Genomic DNA, 14,369 nt, shown 5'->3' with positions numbered 1-14,369 from the left:
TTACGAAGAAATCTTAGATTTCAGAGACGACTTTAGGTATGCGGGGGTGTAGCTCAGTTGGGAGAGCACCTGCCTTGCAAGCAGGGGGTCAGGAGTTCGAATCTCCTCATCTCCACCATAAAAACCTATAAGATGTTGTCGTAATTTCATTTGTACCTTGAAAACTACACAGCGAAATAGATTAAAATACAATTAACCGAGATATATTAATATATTAAGGAAAATTAAATCTCAATAATAAATTGAGTAGTGAATGTCAAACTTATTTGATATTTACTTACTAACTGGTCAAGTTAGTAAGGGCATAGGGTGAATGCCTTGGCACTAGGAGCTGAAGAAGGACGCGATAAGCTGCGAAAAGCTACGGGGAGTCGCAAGTAGACACTGATCCGTAGATATCCGAATGGGGAAACCCACTTGAGGCAAACCTCAAGTACCATATACTGAATACATAGGTATATGGGAGCAGACCAGGGGAACTGAAACATCTAAGTACCCTGAGGAAGAGAAAGAAAAATCGATTCCCTCAGTAGCGGCGAGCGAACGGGGAAGAGCCCAAACCATGAGAGTTTACTCTTATGGGGTTGCGGACATAACATAAACGGAGAGGTATTGTAACCGAAGAGAGCTGGAAAGCTCCACCACAGAGGGTGATAGTCCTTTAGGTGAAACGAGAAAACTCCAAGTTATGATCCAGAGTACCACGAGACACGTGAAACCTTGTGGGAAGCAGGGGGGACCACCCCCCAAGGCTAAATACTACCTAGTGACCGATAGTGAAGCAGTACCGTGAGGGAAAGGTGAAAAGAACCCCGGGAGGGGAGTGAAATAGAACCTGAAACCCTATGTCTACAAGCAGTGGAAGTTCTTTATATGAACGACCGCGTACTTTTTGTAGAACGGGCCAACGAGTTACGTTATGCAGCAAGGTTAAGTTGTTAAGCAACGAAGCCGAAGGGAAACCGAGTCTTAATAGGGCGATTAAGTTGTATGGCGTAGACCCGAAACCGGACGATCTATCCATGGGCAGGATGAAACGAGAGTAAAATCTCGCGGAGGTCCGAACCGATTAGCGTTTAAAAGCTACCGGATGACCTGTGGATAGGGGTGAAATTCCAATCGAGTCCGGATATAGCTGGTTCTCCTCGAAATAGCTTTAGGGCTAGCCTCGAGAAAGTGAAGTGGGGGTAGAGCACTGAATGACTGCGGGGCGCTATGCGTTACCAAAGTCTATCAAACTCCGAATACCACATTCATGATTCTCGGGAGTCAGACTATGTGTGATAAGATTCATAGTCAAAAGGGAAACAGCCCAGATCATCAGCTAAGGTCCCAAAGTACAGATTAAGTGGTAAAGGATGTAAGACTACACAGACAACCAGGATGTTGGCTTAGAAGCAGCCATTCATTCAAAGAGTGCGTAATAGCTCACTGGTCGAGTGGTCTTGCGCCGAAGATAACCGGGGCTAAAATCTGTCACCGAAGCTATGGGATGTGTATAACATCGGTAGAGGAGCATTGTATGTGGGCAGAAGTCATACCGTAAGGAGTGGTGGACTGCATACAAGAGAGAATGTTGGCATGAGTAGCGAAAGGTGGGTGAGAATCCCACCCGTCGAAAGCCTAAGGTTTCCTGAGGAAGGCTCGTCCACTCAGGGTAAGTCGGGGCCTAAGCCGAGGACAAAAGTCGTAGGCGATGGACAACAGGTTGAGATTCCTGTACTACCTAAATGCGTTTGAGAAATGGAGTGACACAGGAGGATAGGTGAAGCGTACTGTTGGTTATGTACGTCTAAGCAAGTAGGGAGTTCTGGTAGGCAAATCCGCTAGAACAATCCTGAGATGTGATGGGGAGCGAAAATAAGTAGCGAAGTCACTGAATCCACACTGTCGAGAAAAGCTTCTATCGAGCAAATAGGTACCCGTACCGCAAACCGACACAGGTAGGCGAGGAGAGAATCCTAAGACGAGCGGAAGAACTCTTGTTAAGGAACTCGGCAAAATAACCCCGTAACTTCGGGAGAAGGGGTGCTGGAGGCTGTGAAGGGTGCACACCTGGAGCAGCAACCAGCCGCAGTGAATAGGCCCAAGCGACTGTTTACCAAAAACATAGGTCTCTGCTAAATCGAAAGATGAAGTATAGGGGCTGACGCCTGCCCGGTGCTGGAAGGTTAAGGGGAAGAGTTAGCGCAAGCGAAGCTCAGAACTTAAGCCCCAGTAAACGGCGGCCGTAACTATAACGGTCCTAAGGTAGCGAAATTCCTTGTCGGGTAAGTTCCGACCCGCACGAAAGGCGTAACGATTTGGGCACTGTCTCAACAAGAGATCCGGTGAAATTGTAGTACCAGTGAAGATGCTGGTTACCCGCGACAGGACGGAAAGACCCCGTGGAGCTTTACTGCAGGCTGATATTGAATTTTGGTATCATATGTACAGGATAGGTGGGAGACTTAGAAACCAGGGCGCCAGCTTTGGTGGAGTCACCGTTGGGATACCACCCTTATGATGCTGAAGTTCTAACTAGAAACTGTGAAACCAGTTTTAGGACACTGTCAGTTGGGCAGTTTGACTGGGGCGGTCGCCTCCTAAAGAGTAACGGAGGCGCTCAAAGGTTCCCTCAGTACGGTCGGAAATCGTACGAAGAGTGTAAAGGCAGAAGGGAGCTTGACTGCGAGACCTACAAGTCGAGCAGGAACGAAAGTTGGACTTAGTGATCCGGTGGCACCGAGTGGAAGGGCCATCGCTCAACGGATAAAAGCTACCCCGGGGATAACAGGCTTATCTCCCCCAAGAGTCCACATCGACGGGGAGGTTTGGCACCTCGATGTCGGCTCGTCTCATCCTGGAGCTGAAGTAGGTTCCAAGGGTTGGGCTGTTCGCCCATTAAAGAGGCACGCGAGCTGGGTTCAGAACGTCGTGAGACAGTTCGGTCCCTATCCGTCGTGGGCGTAGGAAATTTGAGAGGAGTTGTCCCTAGTACGAGAGGACCGGGATGAACAGACCTCTGGTGTATCAGTTGTCGCGCCAGCGGCATGGCTGAGTAGCTAAGTCTGGAAAGAATAAGTGCTGAAGGCATCTAAGTACGAAGTCTCCCTCAAGATAAGATTTCCCATAGGGTTAACCTAGTAAGATCCCAGGAAGACTACCTGGTAGATAGGTCACAGGTGTAAGGGCAGCAATGTCTTCAGCTTAGTGATACTAATAGATCGAGGGCTTGACCAATATATTAAAGAATAATCTAATCGCTGTGTAGTTTTGAAGGTGCAAAACATCTTTAAAAAAGCAAAGAAATCCAGTGACGATAGCGAAGGGGTCACACCTGTTCCCATACCGAACACAGAAGTTAAGCCCTTCAGCGCTGATGGTACTTGGCGGGAGACTGCCTGGGAGAGTAAGACGTTGCTGGTTTTTATTCTTAGGTAGCTCAACGGTGGAGCACCCGACTGTTAATCGGTAGGTTGTGGGTTCGAGTCCCACCCTGAGAGCCATTTTTTGCCGGGGTGGCGGAACTGGCAGACGCACAGGACTTAAAATCCTGCGATCCTTAAAGATCGTACCGGTTCGATTCCGGTCCTCGGCACCAAAAAAATGTTATTATATTTAGTGACGATAGCGAAGGGGTCACACCTGTTCCCATACCGAACACAGAAGTTAAGCCCTTCAGCGCTAATGGTACTTGGTGGGAAACTGCCTGGGAGAGTAAGACGTTGCTAGATAACTATTATCGCGGGGTGGAGCAGCGGCAGCTCGTCGGGCTCATAACCCGAAGGTCATCGGTTCAAATCCGGTCCCCGCAACCAAAATATATAAACTAAAACATGAACTCAGCTTAAGGCTGAGTATTAACTTGGAAAAAATCAGTTTTACGAGTTGAATATGGCGGTGTAGCTCAGTTGGCTAGAGCATGCGGTTCATACCCGCAGTGTCAGCGGTTCAAATCCGTTCACCGCTACCATATAGATGGCCCTATGGTCAAGCGGTTAAGACACCGCCCTTTCACGGCGGTAACCCGGGTTCGAATCCCGGTAGGGTCACCAAAAAAGAAAATCCCAGAAATCCGTAATAAAATTACGGGCGCGTAGCTCAGCTGGGAGAGCACCTGCCTTACAAGCAGGGGGTCACAGGTTCGAGCCCTGTCGCGCCCACCAATATGGAGGAGTTCCCGAGCTGGCCAAAGGGGACGGACTGTAAATCCGTTAGCTTCGCTTTCACTGGTTCGAATCCAGTCTCCTCCACCAAAATATAATATGCGGGTGTAGCTCAGTGGTAGAGCCCTGGCCTTCCAAGCCAGTTGCGAGGGTTCGATTCCCTTCACCCGCTCCAAAAAACGAGTGCCTATAGCTCAGCTGGATAGAGCATCGGCCTTCTAAGCCGAGTGTCCGGGGTTCGAATCCCTGTAGGCACGCCAATAAATAATATATAACATGTTGGGGTATCGCCAAGTTGGTAAGGCACCAGATTTTGATTCTGGCATGCGTAGGTTCGAGTCCTGCTACCCCAGCCAGAAGTAAATATTTTGTGATCTATTAGCTCAGTCGGTAGAGCACCTGACTTTTAATCAGGGTGTCCCGCGTTCGAGTCGCGGATGGATCACCAATCCGGAGGGGTACCGAAGTGGTCATAACGGGGCGGTCTTGAAAACCGTTAGGGTGCAAGCCCACGTGGGTTCGAATCCCACCTCCTCCGCCAATAATGCTTAATTAGTTTGGATTTTTATTAAAATCAAATGATATATATCGGGGTGTAGCGCAGTTTGGTAGCGTACGTGGTTTGGGACCATGGGGCCGGGGGTTCGAGTCCCTCCACCCCGACCAATGTGAAAAGTGAGTAGTAATGACAGTCAAGATTGTTATTACTACTTTTTTATTTTTAGTAGACAACTACAAGTGTATTTAAGGTAAATATCTAATCTTTGATTATAACAGTGCTTGTTTTCTTCTATGATGAACTATAATATAATCAATAAAATTGTATAATACTTTTATTGTCAATCTTTTCAGTACGGCGCTTTGCCTTGTCAATTCTAAGAACTTATCAACTAGAACCTATAAAGTTCACTATCGACCATTTTTTGAATCTTAAATTTTCTACATAAAAATCTGAAAATAGCTTAACTAATTTTTTTCTTATTCAAGGAGTTCGAAAATCAGTTCTATTCTAAGGGAATTACCCTTAAGGGTCAATAAGGGTGTAGCCCTTAATACATAATAATATACAGAGGTGATATTATTATGTTTAAGCGAATAAGAAACCTTCGAGAGGATAGAGATATGACACAAAAAGAAATGGCCGATTACCTTAATATTCATCAAACAACTTATTCAGAATATGAGTTAGGTAAATCTAACTTTTCAATTCAAGCTCTTATCAAGATTGCTGATTTATTTGACACAAGTATCGATTATTTGGTTGAGGGTACGGATGAAAGTAGACCTTATAAAAGAAAATAAGGATATTAGGGAAGATGAAAAGATCAATATTATTCTTATATAATAATTAAAGATAGTGTGTGAATAAGAAAAGTATTGTTGTACTGGGATGAATTTTTTCTAGTAAAAGATTATGAAAAAAGGATTAAAAGAATTCAGATGACTGAGTTCTTTTTTATTTTTTGAGGGTATCCTATTCTTTCCAGGTATCATATTAAGTGCTAAATATAGATAAGTTCCATTAAAAGATATATAATAAATATTAGTAGTATTTGCTAATATCCCGGAGTATACATAATAAAAGGGTTTTAAAAACAATGTTCAATAATTTATTTAAAAGTATAGTAAGAAAGGAGGTAGTTATCAAGAATCTAAGAACATTGCGGAGACCTAACTAAGTAGATTTTTGATAACAACGGATATTAGACTGAGAGGAATAAATACTATTGAGAATAAAACAAAGTGGAAGGAAATAGCAAGTATCTACATAGGTACGGTAATAGGTGCGGGTTTCGCATCAGGTAAAGAAATATTACAATTTTTCGGGGACTATGGAACGAAAGGAATATTTGGAATAATATTATCGTCTATACTATTTGCTATAATAGCTGCAGTAATTTTGCTAAAAGTATATACAGGAAAATATCAAAGTTATCAGGACATCATATTTCCTGTATTGGGGAAGAAGCTAGGTATAATAATAGAACTTTTTATGTTGTCTTATCTATTTATGAGTTTTTGTATAATGTTAGCAGGAAGCGGTACATTATTTAAAAATCAGTTGAATATGTCATATGATATAGGACTTGCGGTAATGGCTGTTCTAGCACTGATTACAATGATGTATAGCGTGAGAGGGATATCTATAGTTAATACTATATTGATACCATTTTTAATAATTGTCATCGTTGTTATAGGACTTCTTGTTGTTAATGTAGAAGGAGTAAATACGACATATATAGGACCTAATAAACCTTTTAAATATAACTGGTTTATTTCTTCAATATTATATGTAAGTTATAATATATTATCTGCAGTGGCAGTACTATCTTCACTTTTACCTATTATTAAGAACAAGAGGTCAGCTATAACAGGTGGTATAATGGGAGGCCTAGGATTAGGCTTGTTGTCTCTATTTATAATTTTACCTTTACTAATATTATACAAAGACGTATATCAAATTGAAATACCTATGATAAAGGCAGCTTCATATATAGGATCAGGCGGAGAGGTTATGTATAGTGTTATACTTTGGATCGCTATGTTTACTACTGCGGTAGGAAACGGATTTGGGCTTATAAGTAGAGTTAGTGTAGTTACTAAAATAAACTTTAAAATAGTTGCAATAGTACTTTGTGCCGTAACAGTTCCTTTTGCGAGAATAGGATTTTCTAATTTAGTAAGTACTTTTTATCCTATATTTGGGTATATAGGATCACTATTTTTATTTTTATTTGTATTTATAAGCATATATAAAAAGATATTTGCAAAGACCTCACGCTAGATTTGTTTAAGAACTAAGGAGTGAAAAAATTGACATCAAAAACAAAAGTTAATAAAAGGAGAGCATCTATATCTTTAATCTCATTTATAATACTTATATTTACTATAACTCTTGTAAAAGAGAAGATAGAAGATATAACTAGCGTTAGAGAGAAAAAATTAATAAACAGAGGACATATAGAAGTTAATTGGAATGAAAAGATTAATATGAAAGGGTATGATGACTCTGTAATGATTACTGATGATGGGAAGTTGGTATCTTACAGTTTCGATAATCAAAAAAATTGGCATAGGAATATTGACGAAGATAAAGAGATAGTATGCTTAGGAGAAAAGGGAATATATATAGGAGATAAAGAAAAAGGAAACATAGATAAAATTGATATAGATGGAAAGAAAATATGGTCATACGATACAAAGTACCCGATATACACTATATCGGAAAATCAAGAGTACTTATTTATATATTCTAAGGTAAATGAGGATATAAGAAGAATTACGATATTAGATCAAAATGGAAATGAAGTTTTAAGTAATGATAAAAACAACAAAGAAATACTATCAGCAAATGTATCACAGGACAAGAATAATTATATAGTAACTGATATTGATAAAAAATCTACAGAATTAAAAAGTGATTTAACTTATTTAGATAACAAAGGAAATATAGTTTGGGAAAAAGATTTAGAGAAAAAACTAATATATAATACCTTGTTTTTAGATAATAAAAAGATGGTTTTAGTAGAGGATAAACAGATAATATGTATTGATAATAAAGGTAAAGTATTATGGAGTAAAGATATAGATTACAACTTAAAGGACATAAAAACTTTAGGTAGTAAAGAAATATATATATTATATGGGGACAAAAATACAAACTTAGAAGTTTTAGATAATGACGGAGATAGAAAATATAAAAAGACATTTAACAAGATATATAATCAGATAATTATTGATAATGATGATATTATCTTAGCAGGGGATGAAGAGTTACTAGGAATAAAAAAAGAAAAAATAAACTTAAAGTATAGAATAAAAGAAAAGGCAAAGAAAGTTGATAAAGCTAATAACAAAGTATTTATATTTACAAACAATAAAATAGATATATTTGAGATTGTAAGTCAATAAAGATCAACTTTATGATAGAATATTCATTAAGAATACAACTATGGATCTAGGAGCTAGTATAAAGCTTCTGAACACCACTTAAAGGAGCGAAGAATAGATGAGTAAGTACTGGAGTGAAATAACAAAAGAAATAAAACCATATATACCTGGGGAACAGCCAAAGGACAAAACTTATATTAAACTTAATACTAATGAAAATCCATATCCACCTTCAAAAAGAGTTATAGAAGCTATAAAGAATACAGCAAATGAGAAATTAAAGTTATATCCAGAGCCAACAGTGGAAAAACTTAGAGATACAATAGGTGAGTACTACTCTCTGAAAAATACACAAGTATTTATAGGAAATGGATCTGATGAAGTTTTAGCCTTCGCTTTTATGGCATTTTTTAATCCAGGAGAAACCATAATTTTCCCTGATATAACATATAGCTTTTATCCAGTTTACGCCAACTTATTTAAAATAAATTATAACTTAATATCTTTAGATGATAATTTTTCTATACCAATAGAATCTTTTAGTGAAAAAAATAGTGGAATTATATTTCCAAACCCAAATGCACCAACTGGTAAATATATAGATATTGAATATATTGAAGAAATTTTGAAAAAGAATATGGATAAAGTTGTAATAGTAGATGAAGCTTATATAGACTTCGGAGGGATATCTTCAGCTAAACTAGTTAATAAATATCCAAATTTATTAGTAATTCAAACACTATCTAAGTCACGTTCACTAGCAGGACTTAGAGTGGGATTTGCATTAGGACATGAGGATCTAATAGAAGGATTGAATAGAATAAAGAACTCTATAAATTCATATACGATAGACACGCTGGCACTATATGGATCAATAGAAGCAATAAAAGATGAAGGATATTTTGAAGAAACAAGAACTAAAATAATAAATACTAGAGAAAGAATATCAAATGAACTAAAGAATATAGGATTCTATGTAATAGAATCTAAGGCAAATTTTGTGTTTATTAGTCACTCATCAGTGAATGCAGAGGAACTGTTTATAAAATTAAAAGAAAAGGGTATATTAGTTAGATACTTTAACAGCCCTAGAATAGATAACTTCTTAAGAGTTAGTATAGGGACTGATGAAGAAATGGATGCTTTTGTTAAAGGTGTAAAAGAAATTCTAAATTCTTAATTTAATATTTAAATATTTAAAGAGGGAAGATTTTTAAAATACTATTTTCCCTCTTTCTTGTGGAGATTAAAATATCTATTTAATGTTCGATTATATTAATAGAATTAGTATCTTCAGAATTAATTCTAGATAATATTTCCTCTTTATTAAGGTTTCTTTCTTCACAATTACCATTTAGGATATTTGTAATTTCTTCTAACTTATTTCGAATAGTAGGGTAAGAAATACCTATTTCTTTCTCAACTTCTTTTAAGTTACCTCTTGATCTTATAAATATTTCAAGAAACTCTTTTTGTTTATTATCTAGTTCACAAAATTTACAAAGATAGAAGTTACCTTCTATAGTAGTTTCACAATATTCGCAATGCATTTTAGTAATAGTTATTTGCTCACTGCATATAGGACATTTTCCTATAGATTCTTTTTTCATGATATCACCTACTTTCTCTCATCACAAAGATTTAAGGATAAGTTTTTTAACTCTTTATAATATATCTTTGCCAAAATAAAGACTTATTATAGAAGTATCATTAATAGGATAATTGAAAAATATGATATAATATAGTTAATTTATTGATATATACTATTTGAATAACTATGATAAGAAAATATATAATATATTTAACGAGAATATGTATTAGGAGAGGATTAAAATGATAAAAGAGATAGATGCTAGAGGAGAAAACTGTCCGAAGCCTTTTATAATGACTAAAAAGGCATTAGATGAAATACAAAGTGGAACTATACTTACAATAGTTGATAATGAAGTTGCTAAAGAAAATGTTTCTAAATTAGCTAAAAGTATTGGTCTTGAATATAACGTAGAGTCTAAAGAAGGAGACTTTTACATTACAATAAACAAGGATTCTAAAGAAACTACAGATTCAGACCATGGAGTTTGTGATGTAACTAACTTTAAAGATAATGTAATACTGTTTACTAAAAATAAAATGGGACATGGAAATGATGAGCTAGGAAAGGTTCTTATAAAAGGATATATATATACCTTAACGGAGTTAGAAGAAATACCAAAGACACTTTTATTTGTTAACGGTGGAGTACTATTAACTACAGAAGGATCAGAAGTCATAAATGATCTTAAAAAGCTAGAAGAAAAAGGAGTTAAAATAGTTTCTTGTGGAACATGCTTAGACTATTACGATTTAAAAGAGAAGTTATTAGTAGGAGAAATAGGTAATATGTATGTAATAGCTGATGAAATGAACAATGCACAAAATACTATAACTCTATAATTTAAAATTTATTTTAGTTCAAAAATTATAATGCAAAGGATGATTTTATGGAAGAAAAATTTTTTGTAATATCATTTAATTCTACGCATCATGCAATAAAAGGAGAGAAGCTTTTTAAAGAGCATAATTTAAATATAAAGATGATGCCTACACCGAGAGAAATAACAGCTAGTTGCGGTCTTTCTATAAGATTTGAAGAAGAAGATCTGCAAGAAGTACAAAGCACTATAGACAACAGTGACCTATCTATAAAAGGAATATATGAAATGAAGAGAGAAGAAGGAGTAAGATTAGCTCAAAAAATTAATTAGAAATGGTGGTATATTGATAGAAGTATTTAATGAAATAAATAGATGGCTTTTAGGAGAAGACAAACATATTACAATTCTAGAAAAAACATTAAAAATAGCAATAATCCTTATATGTGTTAAAATTATAACTAAAATATCATATGTTATGATAGATAAATTTTTTAAGAGACAACAAAACTTAAAGATAGGAATAGAAGAAAGAAAAGCAAATACTTTAGCAATTATATTAAAAAGTTTATGTAAATACATCTTTTATTTCATAGCTTTAATACCTATACTAGATCAATTCGGCATAGAGACAAAATCAATATTAGCAACTGCAGGAGTTGGTGGTCTTGCGATAGGATTTGGAGCGCAGAGCTTAGTTAAAGACGTTATAACAGGATTTTTTATACTGTTCGAAGACTATTTTTCTGTAGGAGACTATATTCAAACAGGAGAGTATGAAGGAGTAGTAGAAGAAATAGGGATAAGATCAACCAGAATAAGAGATTTCTCGGGTGACTTGCATATTATGCCTAATGGAAAAATAGAAATAGTAACTAATAGAAGTAGAGGAGATATGAGGGCATTAGTAGAGGTTAGGATAAATTACGAAGAAGATATCGATAAAGCTCTTAGGGTACTTGAAAGAGTAGCACAATCAATGTCCAATGAAGAAACAATAGTATCTGGACCTAAAGTTCTAGGTGTTACAAGTCTTACAAAAGAAGGAATAACCTTATCTATGATGGCTATGACTAGACCTATGGAACAATGGCAAGTCGAAAGAAATCTTAGAAAAGCGATTAAAGAAGAATTCCAAAAACACGGAATATCTATAAATGATAGAAGAAAGGTAGTCTTAGAAAGGGATGATTTACTATGATAGCAAAATTTAATGTTGGGGATATAGTTCAGCTTAAAAAGGGTCATCCATGTGGAGAAAATAGATGGGAGATAATGAGAACTGGTGCAGATATAAAGATAAGATGTACAGGGTGTGATAGACAAGTATGGATAGCAAGGATGGAATTTAACAGAAGAGTAAAAAAAGTTCTTAGCAGTGTAGAAAGCAATGAAAAATAAATATTAGAAAAGTAGATAAATATACTTGTTAAATTGTACATTGAGTGATATAATAACTAGATGTAGAGAAATCCTTGCTTCATTGAAATATATGAGGCCGCATAGTCCACAGGGAGGTGAAAAATATGAGAAAATACGAAGCTGTATTTATCTTCGCTCCAAGCGTAGATGAAGAAAGAAGAAATGGTTTAATAGAAAGATTTAAAGGGATAATAGAAACTAATGGATCACTTTTAAGCATAGATGAGTGGGGAAGTAGAAAACTTGCTTACGAAATCGATGACTTAACTGAAGGATACTATATTCTTTTAAACATTGAAGCTGGTTCAGATGTTATAGATGAAATCGACAGAGTTACAAGAATCACTGACGGTATCATAAGACATATGATAGTTAGAGAAGACGAAAAATAATAAAGAGCCATTGGAGGTGCTTTTATTGAATAGTGCAACACTTATCGGGAGACTCACTAGAGATCCAGAACTTAGATACTTACCTAATGGTGGTACTGCTGTATGTAGATTTTCCTTAGCAGTAGACAAAGATCTTTCGAGAGAAAAAAGACAAGAGTTCGAAAGTAAAGGACAACCTACTGCGGACTTTATAAATATAGTAGTATGGGGAAAACAAGGAGAGCATTGTGCTAACTACTTAGGCAAAGGAAGACTTGTGGCTATTCAAGGAAGAATACAAACGGGCAGTTATACTGCAGCCGATGGTACTAAGAGATATACTACAGATGTAATTGGAGAAAGAGTAGAGTTTCTTGAATGGAACGACAGTTCATCAAGAAATACGAATATAGATTCAAATACAAGAACAGAGTCAGACGAATTTATTGGAGATGGATTTCATCCAGTAGACGAAGATGATATTCCATTCTAGAAGGAGGGATAAGAATGGCAGGTGGAAGAAAGTTTAGAAGCAGAAAAAGAGTTTGTAGTTTCTGTGCTGATAAAAACAACAACGAAATAAGCTATAAAGATGTAAATAAACTTAAAAAATATGTTACTGAAAGAGGAAAAATACTTCCAAGAAGAATTTCAGGAAACTGTGCTATACACCAACGTAAATTAACTATAGCTATAAAAAGAGCAAGACAAATTGCTATATTACCATATACAACAGACTAATAAAGAGGGGATATCCCCTCTTTATTTGTATATTAGGGGAGTTTTTATACCATTTATTTGTTATAATATAAATATAAGCTTAAATATATATACTATATTCGCGGGGGGATTACTTTGAGGAATAAAATAGATATAACTAAGAATATAAAAATGATAGAGTGGCTTAAAAGTGAATTGTTAACTGCCATAGCATTACTATTTGAGACCTTGGTTAAAGGAATTAAGAATAGTCAAGAATTAGTTTTAGATATTATAGCAAATATAATACTCATTACATACTTATTAGGGAAAAGATTAGGGCTATCATTTGAAAGTATAGATGCCAAAATAGAAGATAAAGCTAAATTAGGACGTATAGAAGAGCATAATATTGAACAGTGGTATGGAGATTTGACTAACTTATTGAATCACATAAAAAGAAGAAATTAGGGGTGAATTTAAATATGCATAAAAATAATACTACCTTTCAAGTATTAATGATAACAGTACTTGCTACCATAGCAGGAGTTATGGGAATATCAATGCCTATTATAGCAGTAGCATACCCTATATTACTAACTCTAATAGGAGTTAAAAATGGTATAAAGTATAATATAATATCTTTAATTATATCATGTGCCCTGGTAGGAGTCATAAGTGGATCTATTGAGTCGGTTCTTATACTTATAGAGTACGGAATTCTATCATTAGGTGCAACATATATGATCAATAAAAGATATAAGCCTTCTCAAATTATGGTAGGAAGTACTCTTTTAATTTTGGGGACATCTATCATATATATGGGGTTAGAATGGTATATTACGGGTATAAACTATGTAACAGGACTTGAGAATTCTTTAGCGTTAATGAGTGAAGAGATCTTAAAGCAAGGTAATTTTCCACCAAATGAGATATCTAATATAAAAAGTCTTTTAAATAATATGACTAATTATATCGTTGTTTTAATGCCAGCATTACTAATAGTATCATCTACAGTTGTGGCATATATAAATTACCTAATACCAACTAAATTACTTAGGAAATTAGGAAGAGAAGATATATATGTACCATACTTTTCAAGACTAATTTTCCCTAAAAATATTATGTCCGGATTAGGAGTTATATTTATACTAACATTTTTGCTAAGATATTTTGGAAATATTAATTATGAACAAATGATGTTGAATGTAGTAGTACTAATATTTTATATATTCATACTAGAAGGACTGTCACTAGTTGTATTTCTCATGAATAAAGCTAAAATGGCAGGATTTCTTAAGTATTTGTTAGTTGTTATAATAATATTAAGTGGTTTTCTAAACTTAGCACTATTCTCTATAGGTATAATAGATTCATTAGTAGACTTTAGAAAGCTTAGAGATGCGGAAAACTTGTAGGAGGTAACT

At 35.6% G+C, this 14,369-nt stretch carries 14 protein-coding genes, 14 tRNA genes, 3 rRNA genes and 1 pseudogene; 30 read left to right on the top strand and 2 right to left on the bottom strand.

The window, feature by feature from the left end; translation table 11 throughout:
- Nucleotides 1-42 precede the first annotated feature (42 nt).
- The 17 genes from CURI_RS14425 to CURI_RS14345 all read left to right on the top strand — a co-directional run bounded on the left by CURI_RS14425 (nt 43) and on the right by CURI_RS14345 (nt 4,814).
- Nucleotides 43-118, top strand: a tRNA-Ala gene (locus tag CURI_RS14425).
- A gap of 168 nt (nt 119-286) precedes the next feature.
- Nucleotides 287-3,222, top strand: a 23S ribosomal RNA gene (locus CURI_RS14420).
- 69 nt (nt 3,223-3,291) lie between these two features.
- Nucleotides 3,292-3,408, top strand: a 5S ribosomal RNA gene (gene rrf / locus CURI_RS14415).
- Between the two features lie 5 nt (nt 3,409-3,413).
- Nucleotides 3,414-3,488: transfer RNA gene (locus CURI_RS14410), tRNA-Asn, on the top strand.
- Nucleotides 3,489-3,494: 6 nt separating this feature from the next.
- A tRNA-Leu gene (locus tag CURI_RS14405) sits at nt 3,495-3,583 on the top strand.
- A 16-nt stretch (nt 3,584-3,599) separates the two neighbouring features.
- Nucleotides 3,600-3,716: ribosomal RNA gene (gene rrf, locus CURI_RS14400) — 5S ribosomal RNA — on the top strand.
- 9 nt (nt 3,717-3,725) lie between these two features.
- A tRNA-Met gene (locus CURI_RS14395) sits at nt 3,726-3,800 on the top strand.
- Between the two features lie 78 nt (nt 3,801-3,878).
- A tRNA-Met gene (locus tag CURI_RS14390) sits at nt 3,879-3,955 on the top strand.
- Nucleotides 3,956-3,962: 7 nt separating this feature from the next.
- Nucleotides 3,963-4,037 (top strand) — tRNA-Glu (locus CURI_RS14385).
- Between the two features lie 35 nt (nt 4,038-4,072).
- Nucleotides 4,073-4,148, top strand: a tRNA-Val gene (locus CURI_RS14380).
- Between the two features lie 4 nt (nt 4,149-4,152).
- Nucleotides 4,153-4,238, top strand: a tRNA-Tyr gene (locus CURI_RS14375).
- An 11-nt stretch (nt 4,239-4,249) separates the two neighbouring features.
- A tRNA-Gly gene (locus CURI_RS14370) sits at nt 4,250-4,323 on the top strand.
- 8 nt (nt 4,324-4,331) lie between these two features.
- Nucleotides 4,332-4,408: transfer RNA gene (locus CURI_RS14365), tRNA-Arg, on the top strand.
- A 20-nt stretch (nt 4,409-4,428) separates the two neighbouring features.
- A tRNA-Gln gene (locus CURI_RS14360) sits at nt 4,429-4,504 on the top strand.
- A 16-nt stretch (nt 4,505-4,520) separates the two neighbouring features.
- A tRNA-Lys gene (locus tag CURI_RS14355) sits at nt 4,521-4,596 on the top strand.
- Between the two features lie 4 nt (nt 4,597-4,600).
- Nucleotides 4,601-4,689, top strand: a tRNA-Ser gene (locus tag CURI_RS14350).
- Between the two features lie 48 nt (nt 4,690-4,737).
- A tRNA-Pro gene (locus CURI_RS14345) sits at nt 4,738-4,814 on the top strand.
- 102 nt (nt 4,815-4,916) lie between these two features.
- Here the strand turns inward: CURI_RS14345 and CURI_RS16595 are convergent.
- A pseudogene (locus tag CURI_RS16595) lies at nt 4,917-5,027 on the bottom strand (hypothetical protein); the annotation flags it as partial.
- 204 nt (nt 5,028-5,231) lie between these two features.
- Between CURI_RS16595 and CURI_RS14340 the strand changes: the two are divergent.
- The 4 genes from CURI_RS14340 (at nt 5,232) to hisC (ending at nt 9,219) form a co-directional block, all read left to right on the top strand.
- Complete coding sequence (locus tag CURI_RS14340; protein WP_041701844.1) at nt 5,232-5,450, top strand: helix-turn-helix domain-containing protein; 219 nt, start codon at nt 5,232-5,234, stop codon at nt 5,448-5,450.
- 385 nt (nt 5,451-5,835) lie between these two features.
- Nucleotides 5,836-6,933: a YkvI family membrane protein gene (locus CURI_RS14335; RefSeq protein WP_014968988.1), complete on the top strand. Its 1,098-nt coding sequence runs from the start codon at nt 5,836-5,838 to the stop codon at nt 6,931-6,933.
- A 29-nt stretch (nt 6,934-6,962) separates the two neighbouring features.
- Nucleotides 6,963-8,060 (top strand): DUF5711 family protein, encoded by a 1,098-nt coding sequence (locus CURI_RS14330; protein ID WP_014968987.1) that lies wholly within the window; start codon nt 6,963-6,965, stop codon nt 8,058-8,060.
- A gap of 97 nt (nt 8,061-8,157) precedes the next feature.
- Complete coding sequence (hisC, locus tag CURI_RS14325; protein ID WP_014968986.1) at nt 8,158-9,219, top strand: histidinol-phosphate transaminase; 1,062 nt, start codon at nt 8,158-8,160, stop codon at nt 9,217-9,219.
- Nucleotides 9,220-9,298: 79 nt separating this feature from the next.
- On the opposite strand, the gene CURI_RS14320 is transcribed toward hisC, so the two are convergent.
- A complete protein-coding gene (locus CURI_RS14320) occupies nt 9,299-9,649 on the bottom strand; it encodes a DUF2089 domain-containing protein (protein WP_014968985.1) in 351 nt (116 codons plus the stop codon).
- Between the two features lie 223 nt (nt 9,650-9,872).
- Between CURI_RS14320 and yedF the strand changes: the two genes are divergently transcribed.
- The 9 genes from yedF (at nt 9,873) to CURI_RS14275 (ending at nt 14,360) form a co-directional block, all read left to right on the top strand.
- The gene (gene yedF / locus CURI_RS14315; RefSeq protein ID WP_014968984.1) at nt 9,873-10,472 is read left to right on the top strand and encodes a sulfurtransferase-like selenium metabolism protein YedF; all 600 of its coding nucleotides are present in this window, start codon (nt 9,873-9,875) and stop codon (nt 10,470-10,472) included.
- A 47-nt stretch (nt 10,473-10,519) separates the two neighbouring features.
- Entirely contained in the window at nt 10,520-10,783 is a 264-nt protein-coding gene (locus CURI_RS14310; RefSeq protein ID WP_014968983.1) for a putative Se/S carrier protein, read from the top strand.
- A 13-nt stretch (nt 10,784-10,796) separates the two neighbouring features.
- A complete protein-coding gene (locus CURI_RS14305) occupies nt 10,797-11,651 on the top strand; it encodes a mechanosensitive ion channel family protein (protein WP_014968982.1) in 855 nt (284 codons plus the stop codon).
- Complete coding sequence (locus CURI_RS14300) at nt 11,648-11,851, top strand: DUF951 domain-containing protein (RefSeq protein WP_014968981.1); 204 nt, start codon at nt 11,648-11,650, stop codon at nt 11,849-11,851. Before CURI_RS14305 ends, CURI_RS14300 begins: the two co-directional genes overlap by 4 nt.
- A 125-nt stretch (nt 11,852-11,976) precedes the next feature.
- The gene (rpsF, locus tag CURI_RS14295; protein ID WP_014968980.1) at nt 11,977-12,264 is read left to right on the top strand and encodes a 30S ribosomal protein S6; all 288 of its coding nucleotides are present in this window, start codon (nt 11,977-11,979) and stop codon (nt 12,262-12,264) included.
- 25 nt (nt 12,265-12,289) lie between these two features.
- On the top strand, nt 12,290-12,736 hold the full coding sequence (locus CURI_RS14290) for a single-stranded DNA-binding protein (RefSeq protein ID WP_014968979.1): 447 nt from the start codon (nt 12,290-12,292) through the stop codon (nt 12,734-12,736).
- A gap of 14 nt (nt 12,737-12,750) precedes the next feature.
- Nucleotides 12,751-12,984: a 30S ribosomal protein S18 gene (gene rpsR / locus CURI_RS14285; protein ID WP_014968978.1), complete on the top strand. Its 234-nt coding sequence runs from the start codon at nt 12,751-12,753 to the stop codon at nt 12,982-12,984.
- 114 nt (nt 12,985-13,098) lie between these two features.
- Nucleotides 13,099-13,413: a MazG-like family protein gene (locus CURI_RS14280; protein WP_014968977.1), complete on the top strand. Its 315-nt coding sequence runs from the start codon at nt 13,099-13,101 to the stop codon at nt 13,411-13,413.
- Nucleotides 13,414-13,427: 14 nt separating this feature from the next.
- Entirely contained in the window at nt 13,428-14,360 is a 933-nt protein-coding gene (locus CURI_RS14275) for a DUF2232 domain-containing protein (protein WP_014968976.1), read from the top strand.
- Nucleotides 14,361-14,369 lie beyond the last annotated feature (9 nt).

Origin of the sequence: Gottschalkia acidurici 9a (assembly GCF_000299355.1) — a bacterium.
Classification (GTDB): Bacteria; Bacillota; Clostridia; order Tissierellales; family Gottschalkiaceae; genus Gottschalkia; species Gottschalkia acidurici.
This window is presented reverse-complemented; position numbering and strand designations above follow the sequence as displayed.

Bases quoted from the DNA above. Each gene is read 5' to 3' on its own strand.
- CURI_RS14300 (WP_014968981.1), top strand. From the start codon at position 11,648: ATGATAGCAAAATTTAATGTTGGGGATATAGTTCAGCTTAAAAAGGGT.
- CURI_RS14275 (WP_014968976.1), top strand. From the start codon at position 13,428: ATGCATAAAAATAATACTACCTTTCAAGTATTAATGATAACAGTACTT.
- rpsR (WP_014968978.1), top strand. From the start codon at position 12,751: ATGGCAGGTGGAAGAAAGTTTAGAAGCAGAAAAAGAGTTTGTAGTTTC.
- yedF (WP_014968984.1), top strand. From the start codon at position 9,873: ATGATAAAAGAGATAGATGCTAGAGGAGAAAACTGTCCGAAGCCTTTT.
- CURI_RS14310 (WP_014968983.1), top strand. From the start codon at position 10,520: ATGGAAGAAAAATTTTTTGTAATATCATTTAATTCTACGCATCATGCA.
- rpsF (WP_014968980.1), top strand. From the start codon at position 11,977: ATGAGAAAATACGAAGCTGTATTTATCTTCGCTCCAAGCGTAGATGAA.
- CURI_RS14340 (WP_041701844.1), top strand. From the start codon at position 5,232: ATGTTTAAGCGAATAAGAAACCTTCGAGAGGATAGAGATATGACACAA.
- hisC (WP_014968986.1), top strand. From the start codon at position 8,158: ATGAGTAAGTACTGGAGTGAAATAACAAAAGAAATAAAACCATATATA.
- CURI_RS14320 (WP_014968985.1), bottom strand. From the start codon at position 9,649: ATGAAAAAAGAATCTATAGGAAAATGTCCTATATGCAGTGAGCAAATA.